Annotated in this window: 13 protein-coding genes and 1 riboswitch; of the genes, 8 read left to right on the top strand and 5 right to left on the bottom strand. The window is 67.1% G+C overall.

What is annotated here, in order from left to right; all coding sequences use genetic code 11:
* Positions 1-503: 503 nt before the first annotated feature.
* Positions 504-602, top strand: a riboswitch (TPP riboswitch).
* Positions 603-689: 87 nt separating this feature from the next.
* Positions 690-2,834: a TonB-dependent siderophore receptor gene (locus RT688_RS12240; RefSeq protein WP_313705156.1), complete on the top strand. Its 2,145-nt coding sequence runs from the start codon at positions 690-692 to the stop codon at positions 2,832-2,834.
* A 1-nt stretch (position 2,835) separates the two neighbouring features.
* Here RT688_RS12240 and RT688_RS12235 read toward each other — a convergent pair whose 3' ends face one another.
* On the bottom strand, positions 2,836-3,363 hold the full coding sequence (locus tag RT688_RS12235; protein ID WP_409521912.1) for an AAA family ATPase: 528 nt from the start codon (positions 3,361-3,363) through the stop codon (positions 2,836-2,838).
* Between the two features lie 11 nt (positions 3,364-3,374).
* Entirely contained in the window at positions 3,375-3,968 is a 594-nt protein-coding gene (gene pnuC / locus RT688_RS12230) for a nicotinamide riboside transporter PnuC (RefSeq protein ID WP_313705154.1), read from the bottom strand.
* A gap of 254 nt (positions 3,969-4,222) precedes the next feature.
* Between pnuC and RT688_RS12225 the strand changes: the two genes are divergently transcribed.
* The 6 genes from RT688_RS12225 to RT688_RS12200 are packed head-to-tail and all read left to right on the top strand — an operon-like array spanning position 4,223 to position 11,409.
* Positions 4,223-5,470 (top strand): HlyD family efflux transporter periplasmic adaptor subunit, encoded by a 1,248-nt coding sequence (locus RT688_RS12225; protein WP_313705153.1) that lies wholly within the window; start codon positions 4,223-4,225, stop codon positions 5,468-5,470.
* Between the two features lie 19 nt (positions 5,471-5,489).
* Entirely contained in the window at positions 5,490-6,152 is a 663-nt protein-coding gene (locus RT688_RS12220; RefSeq protein ID WP_313705152.1) for an ABC transporter ATP-binding protein, read from the top strand.
* 9 nt (positions 6,153-6,161) lie between these two features.
* Positions 6,162-7,409, top strand: a complete 1,248-nt coding sequence (locus RT688_RS12215; protein WP_313705151.1) for an ABC transporter permease — start codon at positions 6,162-6,164, stop codon at positions 7,407-7,409.
* The gene (locus RT688_RS12210) at positions 7,409-8,608 is read left to right on the top strand and encodes an ABC transporter permease (protein ID WP_313705150.1); all 1,200 of its coding nucleotides are present in this window, start codon (positions 7,409-7,411) and stop codon (positions 8,606-8,608) included. The genes RT688_RS12215 and RT688_RS12210 overlap by 1 nt, the downstream gene beginning before the upstream one ends.
* A 21-nt stretch (positions 8,609-8,629) precedes the next feature.
* The gene (locus RT688_RS12205) at positions 8,630-10,027 is read left to right on the top strand and encodes a sigma-54 dependent transcriptional regulator (protein WP_313705149.1); all 1,398 of its coding nucleotides are present in this window, start codon (positions 8,630-8,632) and stop codon (positions 10,025-10,027) included.
* The gene (locus RT688_RS12200) at positions 10,024-11,409 is read left to right on the top strand and encodes an ATP-binding protein (protein WP_313705148.1); all 1,386 of its coding nucleotides are present in this window, start codon (positions 10,024-10,026) and stop codon (positions 11,407-11,409) included. Before RT688_RS12205 ends, RT688_RS12200 begins: the two co-directional genes overlap by 4 nt.
* 201 nt (positions 11,410-11,610) lie before the next feature.
* Here the strand turns inward: RT688_RS12200 and RT688_RS12195 are convergent, their stop codons facing one another.
* Positions 11,611-13,734, bottom strand: coding sequence for a S46 family peptidase (locus tag RT688_RS12195; protein ID WP_313705147.1), 2,124 nt, complete (start codon positions 13,732-13,734; stop codon positions 11,611-11,613).
* Between the two features lie 206 nt (positions 13,735-13,940).
* Here RT688_RS12195 and RT688_RS12190 point away from each other — a divergent pair, with 206 nt between their 5' ends.
* The gene (locus tag RT688_RS12190) at positions 13,941-14,972 is read left to right on the top strand and encodes a bile acid:sodium symporter family protein (protein WP_313705146.1); all 1,032 of its coding nucleotides are present in this window, start codon (positions 13,941-13,943) and stop codon (positions 14,970-14,972) included.
* 48 nt (positions 14,973-15,020) lie between these two features.
* Here the strand turns inward: RT688_RS12190 and RT688_RS12185 are convergent, their stop codons facing one another.
* Positions 15,021-15,878 (bottom strand): hypothetical protein, encoded by an 858-nt coding sequence (locus RT688_RS12185; RefSeq protein WP_313705145.1) that lies wholly within the window; start codon positions 15,876-15,878, stop codon positions 15,021-15,023.
* Positions 15,879-16,033: 155 nt separating this feature from the next.
* Entirely contained in the window at positions 16,034-19,615 is a 3,582-nt protein-coding gene (locus RT688_RS12180; RefSeq protein WP_313705144.1) for a M1 family aminopeptidase, read from the bottom strand.
* Between the last annotated feature and the right edge of the window lie 9 nt (positions 19,616-19,624).

The following is a 19,624-nucleotide window of genomic DNA, read 5'->3' as shown; positions in this document are numbered from 1 at the left end:
CGACATGCCGTCCAAGCACCGCAAGCGCGCCGCCCAGCGCCGCGAATACTGGCGCACGATCGGCGACGCCGCGCGCGCCACGCTGCAGCGCCACCTGCTGCATGCGCGCTCGCACTCCGAGCATGCGGCGCCGTTGCGGGAAGCGGCGGAAGCGTGAGCTTGATGTCGTAGGGTGGGTTCTTGAACCCACGCGGTCGTGCTCTTGCATACCGCAACGCAACCGGAACGCCCGTCGCGCAAGCGTCGACATCGAGAACCTGGCCGCGTTTGGTCAAGCTTTGAGACCGCGTAGACACAGGTGTCCACCCTACAGGCTTGCCCAAGCAGCTCGGCTCAGCTCGAATTATCGTCTGCGCAAGCCGTGAGACCGCGTGGGCTCGAGAGCCCACCCTACGTACCGCATCCGTCGTCGCATGCCGACGGATCATCGGCGCCCGTGGACCCAGGTCCCGACCCATCCATTGACAGAACCACCACAGCGCGACAAGCCCGTGGTACACTCGCGCCTTCGCTAGGGGTCCTGGAATTCGCGTTCCGGGTGAGAGATACCCTTCGTACCTGATCTGGATAATGCCAGCGAAGGAAAGCGCAACGCAGTTCGACATTCTTGTTTGCCCTTCCCCCACGTTGGCTCCGGCTTTTTTGAAAGCAGTGCGCCGCCGACGCGGCGCGCGAAAACGAGCAAACCCATGAAACCTGTATTCAAGCATTCCCTCCTCGCCTGCGCCGTCGCGCAGGCGTTCGCCGCTTCCGGTTCCGCCATCGCATCAAGCGAGACCGTGGAAAACGAGCAGGCCATCCCCTCGGTGGTCGTCTCCGGCAGCAAGTGGACGGTCAGCGACCGCGCCAGCGTCGGCGGCTTCGCCGACATGCCGATCATCGACACCCCGGCCTCGGTCAGCGCCTTCGGCCGCGAGCGGATGCAGGACCTGGCTATCCGCAGCGCCACCGACGCCCTCGCCTACGACGCCTCGGTCGGCGATGCCTACAACGCGGTCGGCTACGCCGAGCAGTTCTCGGTGCGCGGCTTCATGCTGAACAATAACTCGGGCTACCGCAAGGACGGCATCGCCATTCCCGCCGACACTCAGATCCCGCTGGAGAACAAGGAGCGCCTGGAACTGCTCAAGGGCGTGGCCGGCATGCAGTCCGGGCTGGCGGCGCCGGGCGGCATCCTGAACTTCGTCACCAAGCGCCCGACCAACAACGACCTGCGCTCGGCGACGGTCGAGGTACGCGAGCGCGGCACCCTGTACGGCGCCGTCGACCTCGGTGGCCGCTTCGAAGACAAGCGCTTCGGCTACCGCGTGAACGCCGCCGCAGAACGCCTGCGCTCCTACATCAAAGGGGCCGACGGCGAACGCCAGTTCGTCTCCGGCGCCTTCGACTGGCAGATCAGTCCCGATGCGCTGCTCCAGTTCGACGCCGACTTCCAGCACAAGGAACAGGTCACCGCGCCGGGCTACCAGCTGATCCGCGGCGTCGAACTCCCGCGCGGCGTCTCGGCCAAGACCCTGCTCAATGCCCAGCCCTGGACCAAACCGGTCGACACCGACAGCGCCAATTTTGGTGCGCGCTTCGACTACCGCCTCAACGCCGACTGGCGCGCGCTCGTTACCGCCAACAAGCACTGGTTCAAGCGCGACGACTACACCGCCTTCCCCTACGGCTGCAGCAACGAGGGCGACGGCTACTATCCGGGCTTCTGCTCGAACGGCGACTACGACGTCTACGACTACCAGAGCACCGGCGAGCGCAAGACCCCGTTCGGCGTCCAGGCTCAGGTCCAGGGCCGCTTCGCGCTGGGCGGCCTGCGCCACGTGCTCACCGCCGGCCTCGGCTACGCCGAGCGCCACAACAGCTACGGCGACTACGTCTACGACTACGCCGGCTACAGCAACATCTACAACAACCTGGTCGTCGATCCGGCCCCGGGCAATCCGCGCACCGGCCCGGTCGGCGAACGCTTCACCGAGCGCGAACGTTCGCTGTTCGTGCAGGACATCGTGACCCTCACGCCGGAACTGACCCTGCATGCCGGCCTGCGCTACACGAAGATCGCCAGCAGCCAGTTGCCGGAACCGGAGCTGGGCTGGACGTCGAGCAAGGCCAGTTATGTGCTGCCGAGCGTGTCGCTGGTCTACGGCCTGACGCCGAACTGGAACCTCTACGGCACCGTCGCCCACGGCCTGCAGTCGGGCGGCGTGGCCGAGATGGGTACGACCAACGAGAACGAGGACCTCGGCCCGAACCGCTCGAAGCAGTTCGAGCTCGGCACCAAGGGCCAGTTCGGCGACGTCGCCTTGAGCGCCGCGCTGTTCCAGATCACGACCGGCCTGGAGTACACGAACGCGGCGGACACCTTTGTCCGCAACGGCGACCAGCAGCACCGCGGCTTCGAACTGGCGGCCCAGCGCGGCAGCGGCGACCTGACCTACGGCGCCACCCTGATGGCGCTGCGCGCGAAGCAGGAAGGCACGGGCGACGCCCGCTACGACGGCAAGCGCGCCACCAACGTCCCGGAACTGAAGACGACCCTGTGGGCCGACTATGCGGTGCCGGCGGTGCCGGGCCTGAAGGTCAGCGGCCAGTGGCAGTACGCCGGCAAGAAGTTCTTCGATCCCGAGAACACGGTTGATGTGCCGGGCTACCACGTGTTCGGCCTGGGCGCGTCCTACGGCCTGAAGATGGGGACGACGGCCGTGACCCTGCGCGCCCGCGTCGACAACCTGTTCGACAAGTTCTACTGGCGCGACGTCACCCAGCAACTGGGCGGCTACCTGCTGCCGGGCGCGCCGCGCACCTTGCGCGTGTCGGCGCAGTTCGACTTCTGATCTAGGACGGAGCGAGCGCCGCCAGCGCTTGTTCGACCTGCCGCATACGCTGCGGCAGGTCTCCCTGCACCAGCAGGAACGGGATCTTCCGTTCGTTCAGCTCGGCCAGCACCATCCGGTGCACCATCTCGCGCACCTCCTCCGACTCGCGCTGCAGCCCGTCCGGCGTCCATGGGGTATCCGTGGCGGTCACCAGGGTCAGCGCGTAATCGTGGCTGCGCGCCAGTTCCGCCAATTGCGCATCCACCCGGCCCCAGTAGACGCGGCTGTAGAGGGCCGTCATCAGCGGCGTGGTGTCGCAGAACAGGTAGCGCCCTGCCTGCGCCACGGCGGCGTCCTCGCGCGCGCGCTGGGTGCGCGCGATGCCGAACTGGTCGTCCTCGAACGGCACCCGCCCCATCGTATCGACGAATTCGCGCAGGTATTCCGGCACCCAGACGCTAGCGTAGCGCCGGGCCAGCGCCTCGCACAGGGTCGACTTGCCGCTCGACTCGGCGCCGAGGACGGCAATGCGCAAGGGTGCGCTCATCAAACCCGCACTCATCGTTCCACCCGCGCGATATTGCTCCAGGCGCGCAGCCCGCGCGCCGCCAGCAGCACGAACACCGCGTACAGCACGGCCGTCACGTGCAGGTCCTTGTACAGGTAGAGGCCGACGTAGAGCACGTCGACCACGATCCAGACGTGCCAGTTCTCGACTTTTTTCCGCGCCAGCAGGAGCTGGCCGACCAGGCTGCCGGCGGTGAGGAAGCCGTCGATGTGCGGCACGTCGGTGTTCGTGTAGTTCTTCAGGAACCAGGACAGCACGAGGAATCCCAGTCCCCACGCCGCCACGGCCCAGGCCCAGCCGGCGGTCCCGAGGCGCGTCACCACCAGGCGCGTCTCTCCCGCACCGTGCAGCCACTGGTACCAGCCCCATACCGAGGCCGCGATGAACACCAGCTGCAGGCCGCTGTCGCCGTACAGGCGCGCGTCGAAGAACACCACCGCATAGGTGGCGGAAGACGTGATCGAGAACAGCCAGGCCCAGTGGTTCTGGCGGACGTTGAGCAGCACGGTCGTCACCGCCAGGGCAAACGAGATCAGTTCGAGGGGTGTGGTGCTGAAACCGAGGACGGCGAGTGTTTCGTTCATTCGGGCGATTCGACGGAAAGGCGGGGCCGTGCGCGGACGGGATCAAGGCTGCTGCAATTCGGTACCGCGTGGCGGCGGCAGGTCAGCAGGCGATTATGCGAGCTGGCGACCGATTGCGCAAGCCGAACCGTCCGGTTCCGGACACCCCTGTTCGCGGCCGGGCAGCTCCAGGCTTCGAAACCCCCGCTGCGCAGGGCAAAACGTGCTGGCACGAGGCTTGCAATGAAGAGAACAGGAACAACCACGAACGCATCATGGACCAGGCTCTCGATCCCGCTTTCCTCCGTCGCCGCAAGCGCATCCGCATCGCCGCAGGCATTCTCCTGTGCGCCGGCATCGCCGCCGCCTGCTGGGGCGTCAACCGCGTGCTGCGGCCCAGCCTCGACGCCGCCGACATCGTCGTCTCGACCGTGCGCCGCGGCGACGTCGCCAACACCGTCAACGCCGCCGGCGTCGTCATCCCCGTGCACGAGGAAGTCGTGGCCAGCCCGGCCGTCAGCCGCATTGCGCGGGTCCACGCCAGGCCGGGCCAGCAGGTAAAGGCCGGCGAGCTGCTGCTGGAATTGGACGACCGCGAGATCCGCCTGGCGCTCGACGCCCTGCAGGAGCAGCTGGCGCAGCAGGAGAACCGCATCGCGGCGCTGAAGGTGGAACTGGAACAGAAGCACAAGCAGCTCGCCAGCAGCATTGAGCTGCTCGAACTCGACCTGCTGTCGGCGCGCGCGCGGCACGAGCGCAACCTGAAACTGCGCCAGAGCGGCCTGGTGTCCGGCGAAGACCTGCTGGCGGGGGAGCTGAACGTGAAGCGCACCGAGATCCAGCTGCGCCAGCAGCGCGAGCAGATCGCCGACAGCCGCCGCGCCACCGCCGGCAGCGTCGACGCCGCCAACCTGCAGAAGAACATCCTGCAGAAGCAGATCGCCCAGCAGGAGCGCCTGCTGGCCCAGGCGAAGGTCGCCGCGCCCTTTGCCGGCATGCTCACGTCGCTGGTGCAGGAGGAAGGCGCCAGCGTCGCCGCCGGCCAGTTGCTGGCGCGCGTGTCGGAACTGAACAACTACCGCGTCGAGGCGACCCTGTCGGATTTCCACGCGCGCCTGCTGGCGCCGGGCCAGATCGTGCGCGTCGAGCAGAACGGCGAGCGCCTTGCCGGGCGCGTGCACACCATCCTGCCCGAGATCCAGAACGGCACCGTCAAGCTGCTGGTCGACCTGGATCAGCCCCACCACCCACTGCTGCGCAACAAGATGCGGGTCGACGTCAACATCGTCACCGACCAGAAGAACGGCGTGCTGGTGCTGGACGGCGGCGAAGCCTTCAACGGCAGCGGGCGTCAGGACGCCTTCGCCGTGCAGGACGGCGTCGCGCGCAAGACCACCCTGCAGCTGGGCGGCAGCGACGGCAAGCTGGTCGAGGTGGTATCGGGCGCGCGCCCGGGCGAGCGCTTCATCGTCTCGAATACCCGTGCATTCAAGGACTTGGACAGCATCCGCATCACCAACTAACGACAAGAAAGAGACAAGCATGATCAGACTGAACAAGGTCAGCAAGACCTACCGCACCGACAAGGTGGAAACGCTGGCCGTGAAGGACATCGACCTGCACGTCGCGAAGGGCGAATTCGTCGCCATGATGGGCCCCAGCGGCTGCGGCAAGAGCACGCTGCTCAATCTCATCGGCCTGCTCGACCGGCCCGGCCAGGGCAGCATCGAGGTCGAAGGCATGCCGATCACGCGCTACCGCGACAAGCAGCTGGCGCAACTGCGCAACGCGACCTTCGGCTTCATCTTCCAGAGCTTCCACCTGATTCCCGACCTGCGCGTGATCGACAACGTCGAGCTGCCCCTGCTCTACCGCAGCATGGCGGCCGGCGAGCGGCGCCGCCTGGCGCAGGAAGCCCTGGAAAAGGTCGGCCTGGGCGCGCGCATGGACCACTTCCCGAACCAGCTCTCGGGCGGCCAGCAGCAGCGCGTGGCGATCGCGCGCGCGATCGTCGGCCGGCCGCAGGTGCTGCTGGCCGACGAGCCGACCGGTAACCTCGACAGCAAGATGGGCGCCGAGGTGATGGACATCCTGCTCAAGCTGAACCTTGATGGCACGACAGTGGTCATGGTCACCCACGACGAGCAGGAGGCGCGCCGCACCAGCCGCATCGTGCGCGTGTTCGACGGCCAGCTGGTCGCATAAGGAGAGGCCATGCTCCGCAACTATCTTCTCACCGCGTGGAAGGTCTTCATGCGCCGCAAGCTGTTCACGGCGATCAACCTGCTGTGCATCGTGCTCACCCTGGTGGTGCTGATGGTGATCGCCTCGCTGCTGGAAACCGCCTTCCGCCCGTCCGGCGTCGAGGGCAGGAGCGACCGCTTCCTGCAGGTGTTCATGATGCGCATGGATAACCCGGAGGCCGGGCGCCGCAGCAATACGCCGCTCGGCTACAAGCTGATCGACAAATACCTGAAACCCATGCCCGGGGTCGAGCGCGTCGCCGCCGTCACCCTGCCCGGCGGAGTCTCGGTCTACCAGGGCGATCGCGTGAGCGAGCTGCAGATGCGCCGCGCCGACGCCGACTACTGGAAGGTGCTCGACTTCCGCCTGCTGGCGGGCCGCCTGCCGACTGCCGCCGACGATGCCGCGGGCCGCATGATCGCGGTGCTCAACGCCAGCACGGCGCGCCGCCTGTTCCCGGGCGCGCCGGCGGCCGCCATCGGCCAGCGCATCGACGTCGGCGGCCAGCACTTCGAGGTCGTCGGCGTGGTCGAGGACGCGATGCACCTGAACGCCTATGCCGACATCTGGGCGCCGATCAGCACCTTCGCCTCTTCCGACTACCGCAACGAGCTGACCGGCATGTTCGTCGCGCTGATCCTGGCCGAGCGCGCGGCCGACCTGCCGCGCATACGGCGCCAGGTCGAGCAGATCGCGCAAGGCGTGGTGCACGACGACCCGAAGGAATGGACGAGGATCCGCTTCTGGGCCGACAGCAAGCTCGACCTGTTCGCGCGCCTGACGGTCGGCAGCGACGAGGTGCCCGACTCCGGCGCCGGCAAGCTGCTGGCCATGATCGCGACCGCGATGCTGGTCTTCATGCTGCTGCCGGCCCTGAACCTGGTCAACCTGAACACCGGCCGCATCATGGAACGCCGCGCCGAGATCGGCGTGCGCAAGGCCTTCGGCGCCACCAGCACCCAGCTGGCGGTGCAGCTGGTGGTCGAGAACGTGCTGCTGTGCCTGGCCGGCGGCCTGGTCGCGCTGGCCGCCACCGCCGGCGTGCTGGCCTGGCTGGAGAGCGCGCAGCTGATCTCCTACCTGAAGGTCGACCTGAACCTGGCCGTGTTCGGCTGGGGCATGCTGATCGCCACCGTCTTCGGCCTCGTCTCCGGCGTGCTGCCCGCCTGGAAGATGTCGCGCCTCGATCCCGTCCACGCCCTGAAGGGAGCCGCCTGATGTTCCGCCATTTGTTGAAACTGACCTGGAAGCGCAAGTCCAGGAACCTGATGCTCAGCCTCGAGATCCTGATCGCCTTCGCCGTCGTGTTCGCGGTGGCCGCCTTCGGGGTGCGCTACTGGCAGCTGTACCGCATGCCGCTCGGCTTCGAGAGCCGCGACGTCTGGTCGGTGACGATCCAGGCCGGCGACAACGGCAAGGGGCGCTTCGACGCCGCCGTCTACGACGGCTTGCGGCGCGGCCTGCGCGAGCTGCCGGAAGTGAGCGCGGTCGGCTTCGCCAGCTTCGAGCCGTATTCGATGTCGACCTATACCTCCGACTTCAGGCGCGACGGCAAGGCAGGCGACGTGGATACGGCGCTGATCGCCGCCGACGACGGCCTGGCGCAGGTGCTTGGCCTGGCGTTGAGCGAGGGGCGCTGGTTCTCGGAGGTCGACAACGGCAGCGCGGCGCGCCCGGTGGTGATCAACCGCCGCATGGCCGAGGCCATGTTCCCGGGCGAGCGCGCGCTCGGCCAGCAGTTCATCGACGGCGAAGGCGGCAAGCCGGCAACAAGCTACCGCGTGGTCGGCGTGGTCGATGCATTCCGCGCCAAGGGCGAACTGGATGCGCCCGTGAATTTCGCCTTCATCCGCTTCGAAGCCGGCAGGAGCGAGAGCGACCTGCGCACCATCCTGCTGAAGGTGAAGCCCGGCACCGGGCGCGACTTCGAGACGCGCCTGAACCGGCGCCTGAAACTGATCCGCAACGACTGGACCTACCAGATCGCGCCGCTCTCCACCGCGCGCAAGACCATGCTGCGGACCCAGGCCACGCCGCTGGCCGTGGTCGGCGTGATCGCCGCCTTCATGCTGCTGATGGTCGCCTTCGGCCTGTTCGGCGCCCTGTGGCAGAACACCACGGCGCGCATTCCCGAAATCGGCCTGCGGCGCGCGATCGGCGCCAGCGCCGGCCAGATCTACCGCCAGATCGTGGCCGAACAGTTCATGTTGAGTTCGATCGCGATCGTCCTCGGCCTGGCCCTGCTGGTGCAGTTGCCGCTCACCGGCGTGCTCGGCGCAAGCCTGAACTGGACCGTCTTCGCGCTGGCGGCGGCCCTGTCGATGGCCACGATCTATCTGCTATCCTTGCTGTGCGCCCTGTACCCGGGCTGGCGCGCCAGCCGCCTCCAGCCGACCGAAGCGCTGCATTACGAATAGAAGAAAAGAGACACATCCACGATGGAAGCATCACGCACCCCGCGCATCCTGGTCGTCGACGACGACGGCGCGGTCCAGGTTTCGCTGGCCCTGCTGCTCAAGCAGTCCGGTTTCGACGCCGCCTGTTGCGACGGGCCCGCACAGGCATTGGCCATGCTGGCGCGCGAACCCTTCGACCTGGTCCTGCAGGACATGAACTTCTCGCTGCAGACCAGCGGCGCCGAAGGGCTGGCGCTGCTGGCGCAGGTCCGCGAGCGGCATCCGGCCCTGCCGGTGCTCCTGATGACAGCATGGGGTTCGATCGCGCTGGCGGTTGCCGGCATCAAGGCCGGCGCCGCCAACTTCTTCACCAAGCCCTGGGACAACGCCCAGCTGGTCGAACTGGTGCGCGCCACGCTGGAGCTGGCCGGCGCGCCAGGCGGCGGCCCGACCCGCAAGGCGCTCGACAGCCAGTTCGACTTCGCCGGCATCGTCGGCGAGCATCCGAAGCTGCTGCGGGTGCTGGCCACCATCGGCCAGGTGGCGCGCACGCGCGCGCCGGTACTGATCCTCGGCGAAAGTGGCACCGGCAAGGAGCTGGTGGCCGACGCCATCCACCGCAACAGCCCGCGCGCGGCCTGCCCCATCGTCAAGATCAACATGGGCGCGATCACGCCGACCCTGTTCGAGAGCGAGATGTTCGGCCACGTGCGCGGCGCCTTCACCGACGCGCGCAGCGATCGCAAGGGCCACGTCGCCAGCGCCGAGGGCGGCACCCTGTTCCTCGACGAGATCGGGGAGCTGAACCGCGGCGACCAGGTCAAATTGCTGCGCGTCCTGCAGGACGGGCGCTACCAACCGGTGGGCGCCAGCCGCAGCGAGCAGGCCGACATCCGCGTGGTGTCCGCCACCAACCGCGAGCTGGCCGAACTGGTGGCCGGCGGCGAGTTCCGCGAAGACCTGTTCTACCGCCTGAACCTGATCACGATCCGCCTGCCGCCGCTGCGCGAACGGCGCAGCGACATCCCGCTGCTGGCGCGCCACATCGCCGCCACGGTGGCCGACAGCTACGGCCTGGGCGAGGTCGGCTTGAACAGCGGCGCGCTGGAATGGCTGTCTGCCCAGCCCTGGCCGGGCAACATCCGCCAGCTGAAGCAGACGCTCGAGCGCACCCTGCTGTTGGCCGGCAAGTCCCAGTTGACCCAGGCCGACTTCGCCGCCGGCCAGGACGACGACACGGGAACAGGCGGCGGCACGCGCCTGGGCGTGGACGGCATGACGCTGGAACAGGTCGAACGGCGCATGATCGCGCAGGCGCTCGACCAGCACGGCGGCAACATCACGCGCGTGGCGAGGAGCCTGGGCTTGTCGCGCAGCGCCCTGTACCGCCGCCTGGAACGCCATGGCCTGGCCGAACCGGGCGGCGGCGAGGCCGAATGAAGCTGCGCCTGCGCCTGGGCGTGTATCTGGTCGTCCTGCACCTGCTGCTGTTCGCCGCCGCCGCCCTGCTCCTGATCGAACAGGCGTTGCTGTTCGTGGCCGTCGAGGCGCTTTTGCTGGCCAGTCTTGCGCTCGGTTTCGTCCTGCTGCGCCAGGCGCTGGAACCGCTCGGCTACACGCGCCGCTTCCACGACCTGCTGCAGGACCAGCACTACGCCAACCGCCTGGCGGCGCCCGCGTCGCGCGAGCTCGAGGAGCTGGTCGCCATGTTCAATACCATGCTGGCCGCCCTGCACCGCGAGCGCCTGGCCGCCGGCGAGCAGCAGGGCTTCCTCGACCGCCTGCTGGAAGCCACGCCGAGCGCGGTGCTGGTCTTCGATTTCGACGGCGCGGTCAGCCTGGTCAACGCCAGCGCCCTGGCCCTGCTCGGCATCGAACAGCCCCAGGGCCGGCCGCTCGCCGCCTGGCTGGCCGGCGCGGCGCCGCTGGCATCCGGCCTGGACGCGCGCGCGCGCGAACGCAGCCTGGACCTGATCGCCCAGCTCGACGCCCTGCCCCAGGGCGAGAGCCGCCTGTTGACCGACACCGCCAACCGCCGCTACCGCGCCCAGCGCGGCCAGTTCTACGACCGCGGCTTCGCGCGCCACTTCCTGATGGTGGAAGAACTCACCGCCGAGCTCGAGGATTCCGAACGCGCCACCTACGCCCGGCTGGTGCGGGTGCTGGCCCACGAGGTCAACAACACGGTGGCGGCGACCCGCTCGGTGCTCGATTCGCTGCTGTTCTACCGCGGCCAGCTGGCGGCCCAGGACGGCGCCGACTTCGCGACCGCGATCGATGCCGTCAAGCGGCGCAACGTCAGCCTGGGCGAATTCATCGACCGCTTCACGCGCGTGGTCAAGATGCCGGCGCCGGAGCCGCGCCGGGTCGAGCTGAAGGACATGGTCGACGACATCCTCTGGCTCAACCGCGAGCACTGCGCGAGCCGCGGCATCCGGCTCGGCTGGCGCCGCTGCGATCAGGTAGCCCCCGTGGCGCTCGACGCGCAACTGATGGAAGGCGCGCTCCTCAACATCGTCAAGAATGCGATCGAGGCGGTGGCGGCGCGCCAGGCGGCGGGTGTGGACGGCGGTTATGTGGCGTTGTCGCTGGAAGCCGAGGGCGGCGAGGCCGTGCTGGCGGTGCTCGACTCGGCCGACCTGCTCGGCGAGGTGCCGCCGCGCCGGCTGTTCACGCCCTTTTTCAGCACCAAGCAGGGCGGCCAGGGGATCGGCCTGATGTTCGTGCGCGAGGTCTTGCTGCGGCACGGGTTCGCGTATTCACTGGCCTCGACCGGGCAAGGCGAAACGCGGTTCGAGATCAAGTTCCCCGTTGACCCGTAGGGTGGACGGGTTTCCCGTCCACGCGTCGATCGTTGGCGGCGAGAGCGCCGGGCACGACGCCGGCGCCGATAACGATCACCGCGTGGACGGCGGAGCCGTCCACCCTACGGGTCCGACGATAGCGCAGGGCGCATTTCGGCGCCAATAAAAAAACCGCGGCCGGATCGCTCCGGCCGCGGTTCTTCGATCGATCCGAACGGATTACTGTTTCGGGTACTTGATCGTCATTTCCTTCAGCAGGTTGTCGGCGCCGTCGACTTCCTTCATCACCCACAGCATGTAGCGGATGTCGACGTGGATCGCGCGCGTGATCGCGGTGTCGAAGTACCAGTCCTTGGTGATCGACTCGTAGGTCGAGTCGAAGTTCAGGCCGACCAGTTCGCCGCGCTTGTTCATCACCGCCGAACCCGAGTTGCCGCCGGTGGTGTCGGCGCTCGACAGGAAGTTGACCGGCACGGTGCCCAGCACCGGATCCTTGAACACGCCATAGCGCTTCTCCAGCACCGCTTTCTTCAGCGTTGCGGGCACCAGGAACGGGTCCTTGTCGGTTTCCTTCTCGAGGATCCCCTCGACGGTCGTGAACGGACCCTTGACCAGGCCGTCGCGCGGCGCGTACGGCGACACGGTGCCGTAGGTCACGCGCAGGGTCGAGTTCGCGTCCGGGTAGACCGGCTTGCCCTGCGACTTCTTCCAGGCGATGACGGCGCTCATGTACTGCGGGATGGTGCGGTCCAGGTTGCCGTCGATGTCCTTGCGGCGGTTCTCGAGCGCGTCGGCGACCTCATTCAGGCGCACGGCGAGCTGGATGAAGGGGTCGTTCGACTTGCGGAAGGCGTCGACGTCGGCGTTCATCCAGGCCAGGCGCTTGGCGGTGTCGGCCAGCTCGGTGCCCTTGTAGTAGGCGTCCAGATTGGCGGCGTTCGGCGCCAGGGCGTCCAGGCCCTGCGGGCGCAGCTTCGCATCGAGCTTGGCGTAACGGCCGAGCGCGGCGGCCCAGCGGGCCTGGTCGACGGCGGGCACGAAGGACTGCTCGAGGCGGGTCAGGCGCGCCTTGATGAAGGACAGGTCGCGTTCCTGGTAGCCGGCGTCGCGCTGGGCGTCCGGCTTCTGGCGTTCCTGGGCCAGGCGGTACAGGGTGCGCGCGCTCTTGAGCAGGTCGCTGTGGGTGGCTTCCGAATAGGCTGCTTCCTCGCGCGACAGCGCGATGTCCGATGCGATCACGGCGTCCAGGTCGGCCAGCAGGTTGCCCTTGCCCGCGCTGCCGTTCTTGCCGTACCAGGCGCGGAATTCGGCGTCCTGCACGTCCTTGATGGCGGCGATGTCCTTGCGCGCGAAGCCGTCCAGCAGGCCCTGGGTCTTCTTCAGCACGTTGTTCAGGCTCTTGGCGACGCTGGCGTAGCGCACGTCCCAGGCGGCGTTACCTTTGGTAGCGGCGGCGATCACGTCCAGGTCGGCGGTGATGGTCGCGACCTTGGCCGGGTAGTCGACCTCGCGCGCGAAACGGATTTCCGACGGCAGCTTGTAGCGGCTGGTGCGGCCCGGGTAGCCGGCCAGCAGGATCGGGTCGCCGTTCTTCAGGCCTTCGGCGGATACGACCAGGAAGTCCTTCGACTTGTAGGGCACGTTGTTCGGCGACGGGTCGGCCGGACGGCCGTCGGGGCCGACGTAGGCACGCAGGAAGCTGTAGTCGCCGGTCTGGCGCGGCCACTCGTAGTTGTCGATGTCGCCGCCGAAGTTGCCGATCTTGTCCGACGGCGCGTGCACCAGGCGCACGTCGCGGATCATCAGCTGCTTGATGCGGTAGTACTCGAGACCGCGGTGGAAGGCCGGCACCGAGCAGCGGTAGGCCTTGTCGCTCTCGCATTCGGCGATCAGGGCCTTGACGCGCGCCGAGATCGCCTCGCTGCGCTCGCGGCCGCTCATGCCGGCGCCCAGGCCGTTCAGCACGCCGCTTGTCACGTTCTCGACCTTCTCGGTCACGTACACCAGGGTGTTCGGGCCGCCCGGCAGTTCCTCGGCGCGGGTCTTGGCCAGGAAGCCGTCGACGATGTAGTTCTTTTCCGCGGTCGAATTGCGCTGGATGGCGCCGTAGGCGCAGTGGTGGTTGGTGACCACCAGGCCGTCCGGCGAGACGAAGGAGGCCGAGCAGCCGCCCAGCGAGACGATCGCGCTCATCGGATGCTTCGACAGGTCGGCCAGCTTCTCGGCCGGCATCGTGATGCCGATGCGTTTCAGTTCGGATTTCAGCTGCGGCAGCTGGTGCGGTTGCCACTGGCCTTCGTCGGCGACGGCATTGGCCGCGACGCCCAACAAAATAGCAGGCATAACTACGGCCCGCAGGACGATGGATTTGAACAAGGTAGGACCCCGGATGAGTAAAAACAAGCGGGGAGTATAGCCGGTTGTCGCAGGCCCAACATGGTTTTTTGGCGTCCATACAGGCTGCATGAAGCGTGCTCCGTGCCCCGCAACTCGTGCATTCTGGCTAGAATGGAGGATTGCCCGCCGGGCCTGCATTTCGAAGGGACGACATGGGACGCTTCACTACCCTCCTCTCCAACATTGCGCACAAGCTCGCGCTCGACGCCTATACCGTGGCGCTGCTCGGCATGGTCGTGCTGGCGAGCTTCCTGCCCGCCAGCGGCCAGGTGGCCGTCGCGCTGGGCGACGTCACCACGGTCGCCATCGGCCTGCTGTTCTTCCTGCACGGCGCCAAGCTCTCGCGCGAAGCCATCGTCGTCGGCCTGATGCACTGGCGCCTGCACCTGGTGGTGCTGGCCTCGACCTTCGTCATGTTCCCGCTGATGGGCCTGGCCATGAAGCCGCTGGCCCTGGGCCTGCTCACGCCGGACCTGTATCTCGGCATCCTGTTCCTGTGCGTGCTGCCCTCGACCGTGCAATCCTCGATCGCCTTTACCGCCATGGCGCGCGGGAACGTGGCGGCGGCCGTCTGCAGCGCCTCGGCTTCGAACTTCCTCGGCATCTTCCTGACGCCGATGCTGGTCAGTGCGCTGATCGTCAGCGGCGGCAGCGCGGCCGGCGCCGGCTCGGGCTGGTCGCAGGTGCTGAGCATCGTCGAACAACTGCTGCTGCCCTTCCTCGCCGGCCAGCTGCTGCGCCCCTGGATCGGCGCCTTCATCGACCGCCACAAACCGATGCTGCGCTACGTCGACCAGGGCTCGATCCTGCTGGTGGTCTATACGGCGTTCTCGGAATCGGTGACCGAGGGCCTGTGGCAGCACATCTCGGGCTGGACCCTGTTCGCGCTGATCGGCGTGAGCTGCCTGATGCTGGCCATTGCCCTGGGCCTGGCCACCTGGACCAGCCGCCGCCTGGGCTTCTCGAAAGAGGACGAGATCACGATCGTGTTCTGCGGCTCGAAGAAGAGCCTGGCCACCGGCGTGCCGATGGCCAAGGTGCTGTTCGCGCCATCGGCGCTGGGCATGATCATCCTGCCGGTGATGCTGTTCCACCAGATCCAGCTGATGGTGTGCGCGGTGCTGGCGCAGAAGTGGGCGCGGCGCGACGAACCGGTCGAGGCGGTGCCCGCCGACGTCAGCTAGCCTGCCGGCGTCAAGCCAGGGCCTGCCTCGACCTGGTCGGCGTCCGGATCAGAAGCGGACCTTGACGAAGGCCGACGGGCCGGTCAGCTTCAGGTCGAGATCGGCGGTGCGCTCGCCGTTGCGGTGCAGGTCGATCTTCTGGATGCCGTAGTCGAGCACCAGCGCGACGTTGCGGGCCGCCAGCCATTCGACGCCGGCGGCGCCGTTGTAGACGTGGCCCTCGACCGTGCCGCCGTTCTTCTTGACACCGCCGGCTTCGGCGTACAGGCGCACCTTGTCGTTCAGGGCATGGCGCCAGGCCAGTTCGACCGTCGGCGCCCAGACGCCGTCGCTGGACGAGCCGCTGCCGCTCCAGGTATAGGTCTCGGGCGGGTTCGATGCGCTCAGCCGCGCATCGGCCGAACCGGAAATCTTGGCGCGCAGGTAGGCCGCGCCCAGGCCCACGCCGAACACGCTCTTTTCCTTGCCGAACCACAGCTTGTAGGCCAGGCGCGCCATCTCCAGGCGCAGCTTGGCATCGGCGTCGATGCTGCCGCTTACCGGACGGCCTTCGTACACGGTGTCGCCGTCGAGCGTGGCGCCGTAGCCTTTGCTGAAGCGGAAATAGTCGAAGGACAGGCCGTGGCTGTCGCCGAACAGCAGCTCGGCCTTGGCGCGCGGCAGGGTCTCGTGGCCGATCTTTTCGTCGGGCGTGTCGACGCGGCCGTAGCGGGTGTCGCCGCCGAGGTGGATCTCGGGTTTGGCATAGAAGGCGCCGGCGGAAATACTGACGCGGTCGAGGGCCGGCGATTGCTGGGCCTGGGCGATGCCGGCCATGGCGGCGCCCAGCAGGATGGCGCCCTTGACGGCATTGACGACGATCTTGTTCAGGGAGGGGCGGACGGCGCGCGTGGCTGGGTTGGACATCGTTACTCCAATAAAAAGTGTTATTCATAAATGTCCGCCAGACTCTGTCTGGCGCGACAACACTTTTATTATCGCCAATGTCATATTAACAACGCGCACGATTGCTGACCTTAGGGTCAGCAATCGCCGTCCACCCTGCCCCCTCTTCCGTCCTCTTACTCGATGCTGACCTCCTTGCGGTTGTCGCGCGAGACCCGGTCGATCATCTTGTTGTAAGGATCGACGCCGACCTCGAACGGCTGCTCCTTGACCGTCACGGTCAGCACCGGGTTGGCGGCGGACAACGCCCGCTTCTCCAGCAGCAGCACCTTCTCGTCCGCTTCCTTGGCGCCCTTGGCGCGGGCGAAGACGCCGACTTCCACCGGCTCGTCGTAGGCGCGGGGCGTTTCCTTGCCCTTGCCGTCGGCTTCCATCTTGGCCAGGTGCAGCTTCATCGTCACGTCCCACTGGCCGTCGCTGCGCTTCTTCGCGCTCGCTTCGAGCACGCGGTTATCGTAGAAGACGATCTTCTCGAACAGGTCGGTGATCAGGGCCTGCTTCGATGGCGGGGCTTCGGCGCGGATGTAGTCGACCAGTTCGCTCGAGGTGGCGAACGGCGACTCCTGGTAGCCCTTGTCCTGCAAGAAGCGCTTCAACGCGCGGTTCAGGGCTTCCTCGCCGATCTCGTCGCGCAGGCGATAGAAGACCAGGCTGCCCTTGCGGTAGTGGATGTAGGCCTGGTTCTCCACGCGCACCAGCGGCAGTTCCTCGATCAGCTCGCCGCCGCGCGAACTCAGGTAGCGATCGAGTTCGTAGCGCAGGAAGCGGCGCATCTGCTGGCGGCCGTACTCCTTCTCCATCACCATCAGCGCCGAGTACTGCGACAGCGATTCGATCAGCATGGTCGCGCCCTGCACGTTGGCGGCGGTCACCTGGTGGCCCCACCACTGGTGCGCCATTTCGTGGGCCGTCACGTAGAACACGTAGTCGATGGCTTCCTTGTCGCGCAGGTCGGCGATGAAGCCGATCGCCTCCGAGAACGGGATCGTGTTGGCGAAGGACTGGGCGAAGCTCTGGTAGTTCGGGAACTCCAGGATGCGCACCTGCTTGTGCTGGTAAGGCGTGAACTGGGTCGTGAAATAGTCCAGCGACTTCTGCGTGCCCGCGATCATCCGGTCGACGTTGTAGGCGTGCTTCCTGTCGTGGTAGATCTCGATCGGGATGCCCTTCCACTCGCCCTTCTTCACCTGCCAGTCGGCCGACAGGTAGGCGAAGAACGGCATCATCTTCTGGTCCATCTTGTACTGGAAGTAGTTGCGGCCGTTTTCCTTCCACGACTTCTGCAGGTAGCCCGGCGCCAGCGCGGTCTGGTCGCCGCTGGTCGAGACCACGGTCTCGAAATCGATCCAGTCCGCATCCTGGCCGAACATGGTGTTGGCGCGCGCCGCCTTGTCTTCCAGCTTGGCCATGCGCTCGGGTTCGCCCAGGCCGCGCTTGCGGCGCTCGTTGCGGTCGCTCAGCTCGGCGTCGGACTGGTAGCCGATCATCGGGAAGAACGCGCGGTTGTTGAAGAAAGTCCCGTTCAGGTTGATGGTGTCGGCCGTTCCCCCGTTGGTGAAACCGGGACGCCGCACGTCGACCGAGAAGTCGAGCGGCAGGCGCTCGCCCGGCGCCAGCGCCTGGTCGAGCTTGATGATGGTGAAGCCGAACTTTTTATCGTCCAGCTCGACCTTGTGCGCGGGCAGCCCGGACAGGGTGGTCGACACATCCGGGTTGAGCTGCAGGCGCAGGGTATCGAGCGGCTGGCTCGTCTTGTTCTCCAGGACGTAATGGCCCTTGATCGCTACCCGGCGTTGTTCCGGATAGATATCCACGTTCGCGCGTACGTCGACGATCTTCGCGTGCGGCAGGTCCTTGTACTTGCGGTAGGTCTTTTCGTACTCGGCCTGCTTGTCCATCGCCACGTCGCCGGCCTCGTAGCGCGCCAGCGTGTTCGTATTATGGAAGATCCACGCGCCGACCCCGGCGAATGCAATGCCGCAGGCCGCCAGCGCCGCGCCGGACGGCCCCTTCAGGCGCTGGCCGGCGGTGCGCACGCGGGTACGCCACTCGACCGACAGGCCGCGCACCCAGAACGCCTGCGCCAGGATCAGGGCGCCCACGGTGAACAGCGTCCAGTACAGCGCGAACCAGGCCCAGCCCGCGATGAAGTGGCCGTAGCCGTTCATGTCCGAGTACGGCGTGCGCGGCAGGCCGCCGATGTTGTACAGGTTATGGTCGAAGTGCATGACGGCGGCGACGACCTGCGACACGATGAGGACGATCATCAGGGCGTAGCCGGCGAACTTGTTGTTCGTGACCACCTGCAGGACGATGGCGATCAGGCCCATGAAGATGAAGGGAACGCTCGAGACCAGCATGCCCTTGACGTAGAGCGCCAGCTCGACCGGCGCGCCGCCCTTGACCAGCTGGATCGCGATCGCGGTCAGGACGCCGGTGAACATGAAGGCCAGCACGACGCCGACCAGGGCCATGCTCTTGGCCACCAGCGGCGCCCAGTTCGGGGTCGGCATCGCATCGACGACGTCGGCGATCCTGGCCTGGCGTTCCTTGAAGATCAGTTCGCCGGCATAGAAGGTCACGATGATGATCAGCATGAAGTTGAAGCTGCCGTTCAGCAGTTCCATCATCAGGTGGGTCATCGGATAGACATCGGTGCCGAACATCCGGCCCATCTGGGACGCTGAGCCCACCATGTTCAGCACGCCGAAGAGCAGCATGACGAGGAAAGGCACGCTCTTGAAGACAGCCGTGGCGTCGAAGGCGAAGATATGCCAGCACTGGGTCCAGCGCGTGGCGGCCCCGAAGCGCGGTGCGATGCGCGGCAGCGGACGCGTAGCAGCAACGGGCGCCACTGGCGCCAGTGCCTTGGCCTTGCCGAACAGGCGCTTGCCGGTGCCGGCGCGCTGCGGCTTGAACAGGACCAGGGTCAGGCCGAACAGCGCCAGCGCGACGCCGGACCAGAGGACGCGGTTGGCCAGGATGTAGCCGGCGAAGTCCGGCAGGCCGGCGTTCGCCTCGGCGGTGGAGAAGTAGCGGGTGGCGCGGCCCAGCGCGCGGATGCCGAAGGGGTCAGTCAGGACGGCGATCCACTCGTTGTCGATGTTCGTGGTGAAGCGGCCGGCGACGATCCACAGGACGAAGAAGGCCAGCACGCCGACGTAGACCAGCATGATCGAACGCGTGGTCGAGGCCAGCAGCATCAGCACGGCGCCGATGAAGAACAGGTTGGGCACCACGATGACGCCGAGGGACCACAGGTAGGCGCTGCCCGGGAAGGGGCCGACGCGCTGGGCATCGACCCAGGGCATCAGCGGGCCGAGCATCGAGCCGGCGACGATCAGGGCGAAGATGAACAGGCAGGCCACCAGGCCGGCGGCGAAGCGGCCGATCAGGTAGTCGTGCTTCTTCATCGGCGTGGCGAACAGCATGTCGGAAATGCCGACCTCGCTGTCGCGCAGCACGGTGCCGGCGATGAAGATGGTCACCACGAACATCGATATCAGGCTGAAGGAGCCGAGCAGCTGGGCCACGACCAGCGGCGCGTTGCGGTTGACGTTGCCGATGGCGCCGCCGACCTGGATCGCGTCGGTGGTGGTGGCCCCGAAGGCCAGTGCGCCGAACAGCAGCGCGCAGACCCACAGCAGGGGCTGGCGCAACTGGGTGGCGAGTTCGAACTTGAAGAATTCTCTCAGCATGGCCGCCCC

The organism is Massilia sp., from assembly GCF_032106685.1.
GTDB lineage: Bacteria > Pseudomonadota > Gammaproteobacteria > Burkholderiales > Burkholderiaceae_D > Telluria.
Note: the sequence above shows the minus strand (reverse complement) of the source record. Positions and strands in the feature narration are given on the sequence as shown.

Excerpts from the sequence above, each read along its gene's own strand:
- RT688_RS12240 (WP_313705156.1), top strand. The coding sequence starts at position 690 with ATGAAACCTGTATTCAAGCATTCCCTCCTCGCCTGCGCCGTCGCGCAG.
- RT688_RS12235 (WP_409521912.1), bottom strand. The coding sequence starts at position 3,363 with ATGAGCGCACCCTTGCGCATTGCCGTCCTCGGCGCCGAGTCGAGCGGC.
- pnuC (WP_313705154.1), bottom strand. The coding sequence starts at position 3,968 with ATGAACGAAACACTCGCCGTCCTCGGTTTCAGCACCACACCCCTCGAA.
- RT688_RS12225 (WP_313705153.1), top strand. The coding sequence starts at position 4,223 with ATGGACCAGGCTCTCGATCCCGCTTTCCTCCGTCGCCGCAAGCGCATC.
- RT688_RS12220 (WP_313705152.1), top strand. The coding sequence starts at position 5,490 with ATGATCAGACTGAACAAGGTCAGCAAGACCTACCGCACCGACAAGGTG.
- RT688_RS12215 (WP_313705151.1), top strand. The coding sequence starts at position 6,162 with ATGCTCCGCAACTATCTTCTCACCGCGTGGAAGGTCTTCATGCGCCGC.
- RT688_RS12210 (WP_313705150.1), top strand. The coding sequence starts at position 7,409 with ATGTTCCGCCATTTGTTGAAACTGACCTGGAAGCGCAAGTCCAGGAAC.
- RT688_RS12205 (WP_313705149.1), top strand. The coding sequence starts at position 8,630 with ATGGAAGCATCACGCACCCCGCGCATCCTGGTCGTCGACGACGACGGC.
- RT688_RS12200 (WP_313705148.1), top strand. The coding sequence starts at position 10,024 with ATGAAGCTGCGCCTGCGCCTGGGCGTGTATCTGGTCGTCCTGCACCTG.
- RT688_RS12195 (WP_313705147.1), bottom strand. The coding sequence starts at position 13,734 with ATGCCTGCTATTTTGTTGGGCGTCGCGGCCAATGCCGTCGCCGACGAA.
- RT688_RS12190 (WP_313705146.1), top strand. The coding sequence starts at position 13,941 with ATGGGACGCTTCACTACCCTCCTCTCCAACATTGCGCACAAGCTCGCG.
- RT688_RS12185 (WP_313705145.1), bottom strand. The coding sequence starts at position 15,878 with ATGTCCAACCCAGCCACGCGCGCCGTCCGCCCCTCCCTGAACAAGATC.
- RT688_RS12180 (WP_313705144.1), bottom strand. The coding sequence starts at position 19,615 with ATGCTGAGAGAATTCTTCAAGTTCGAACTCGCCACCCAGTTGCGCCAG.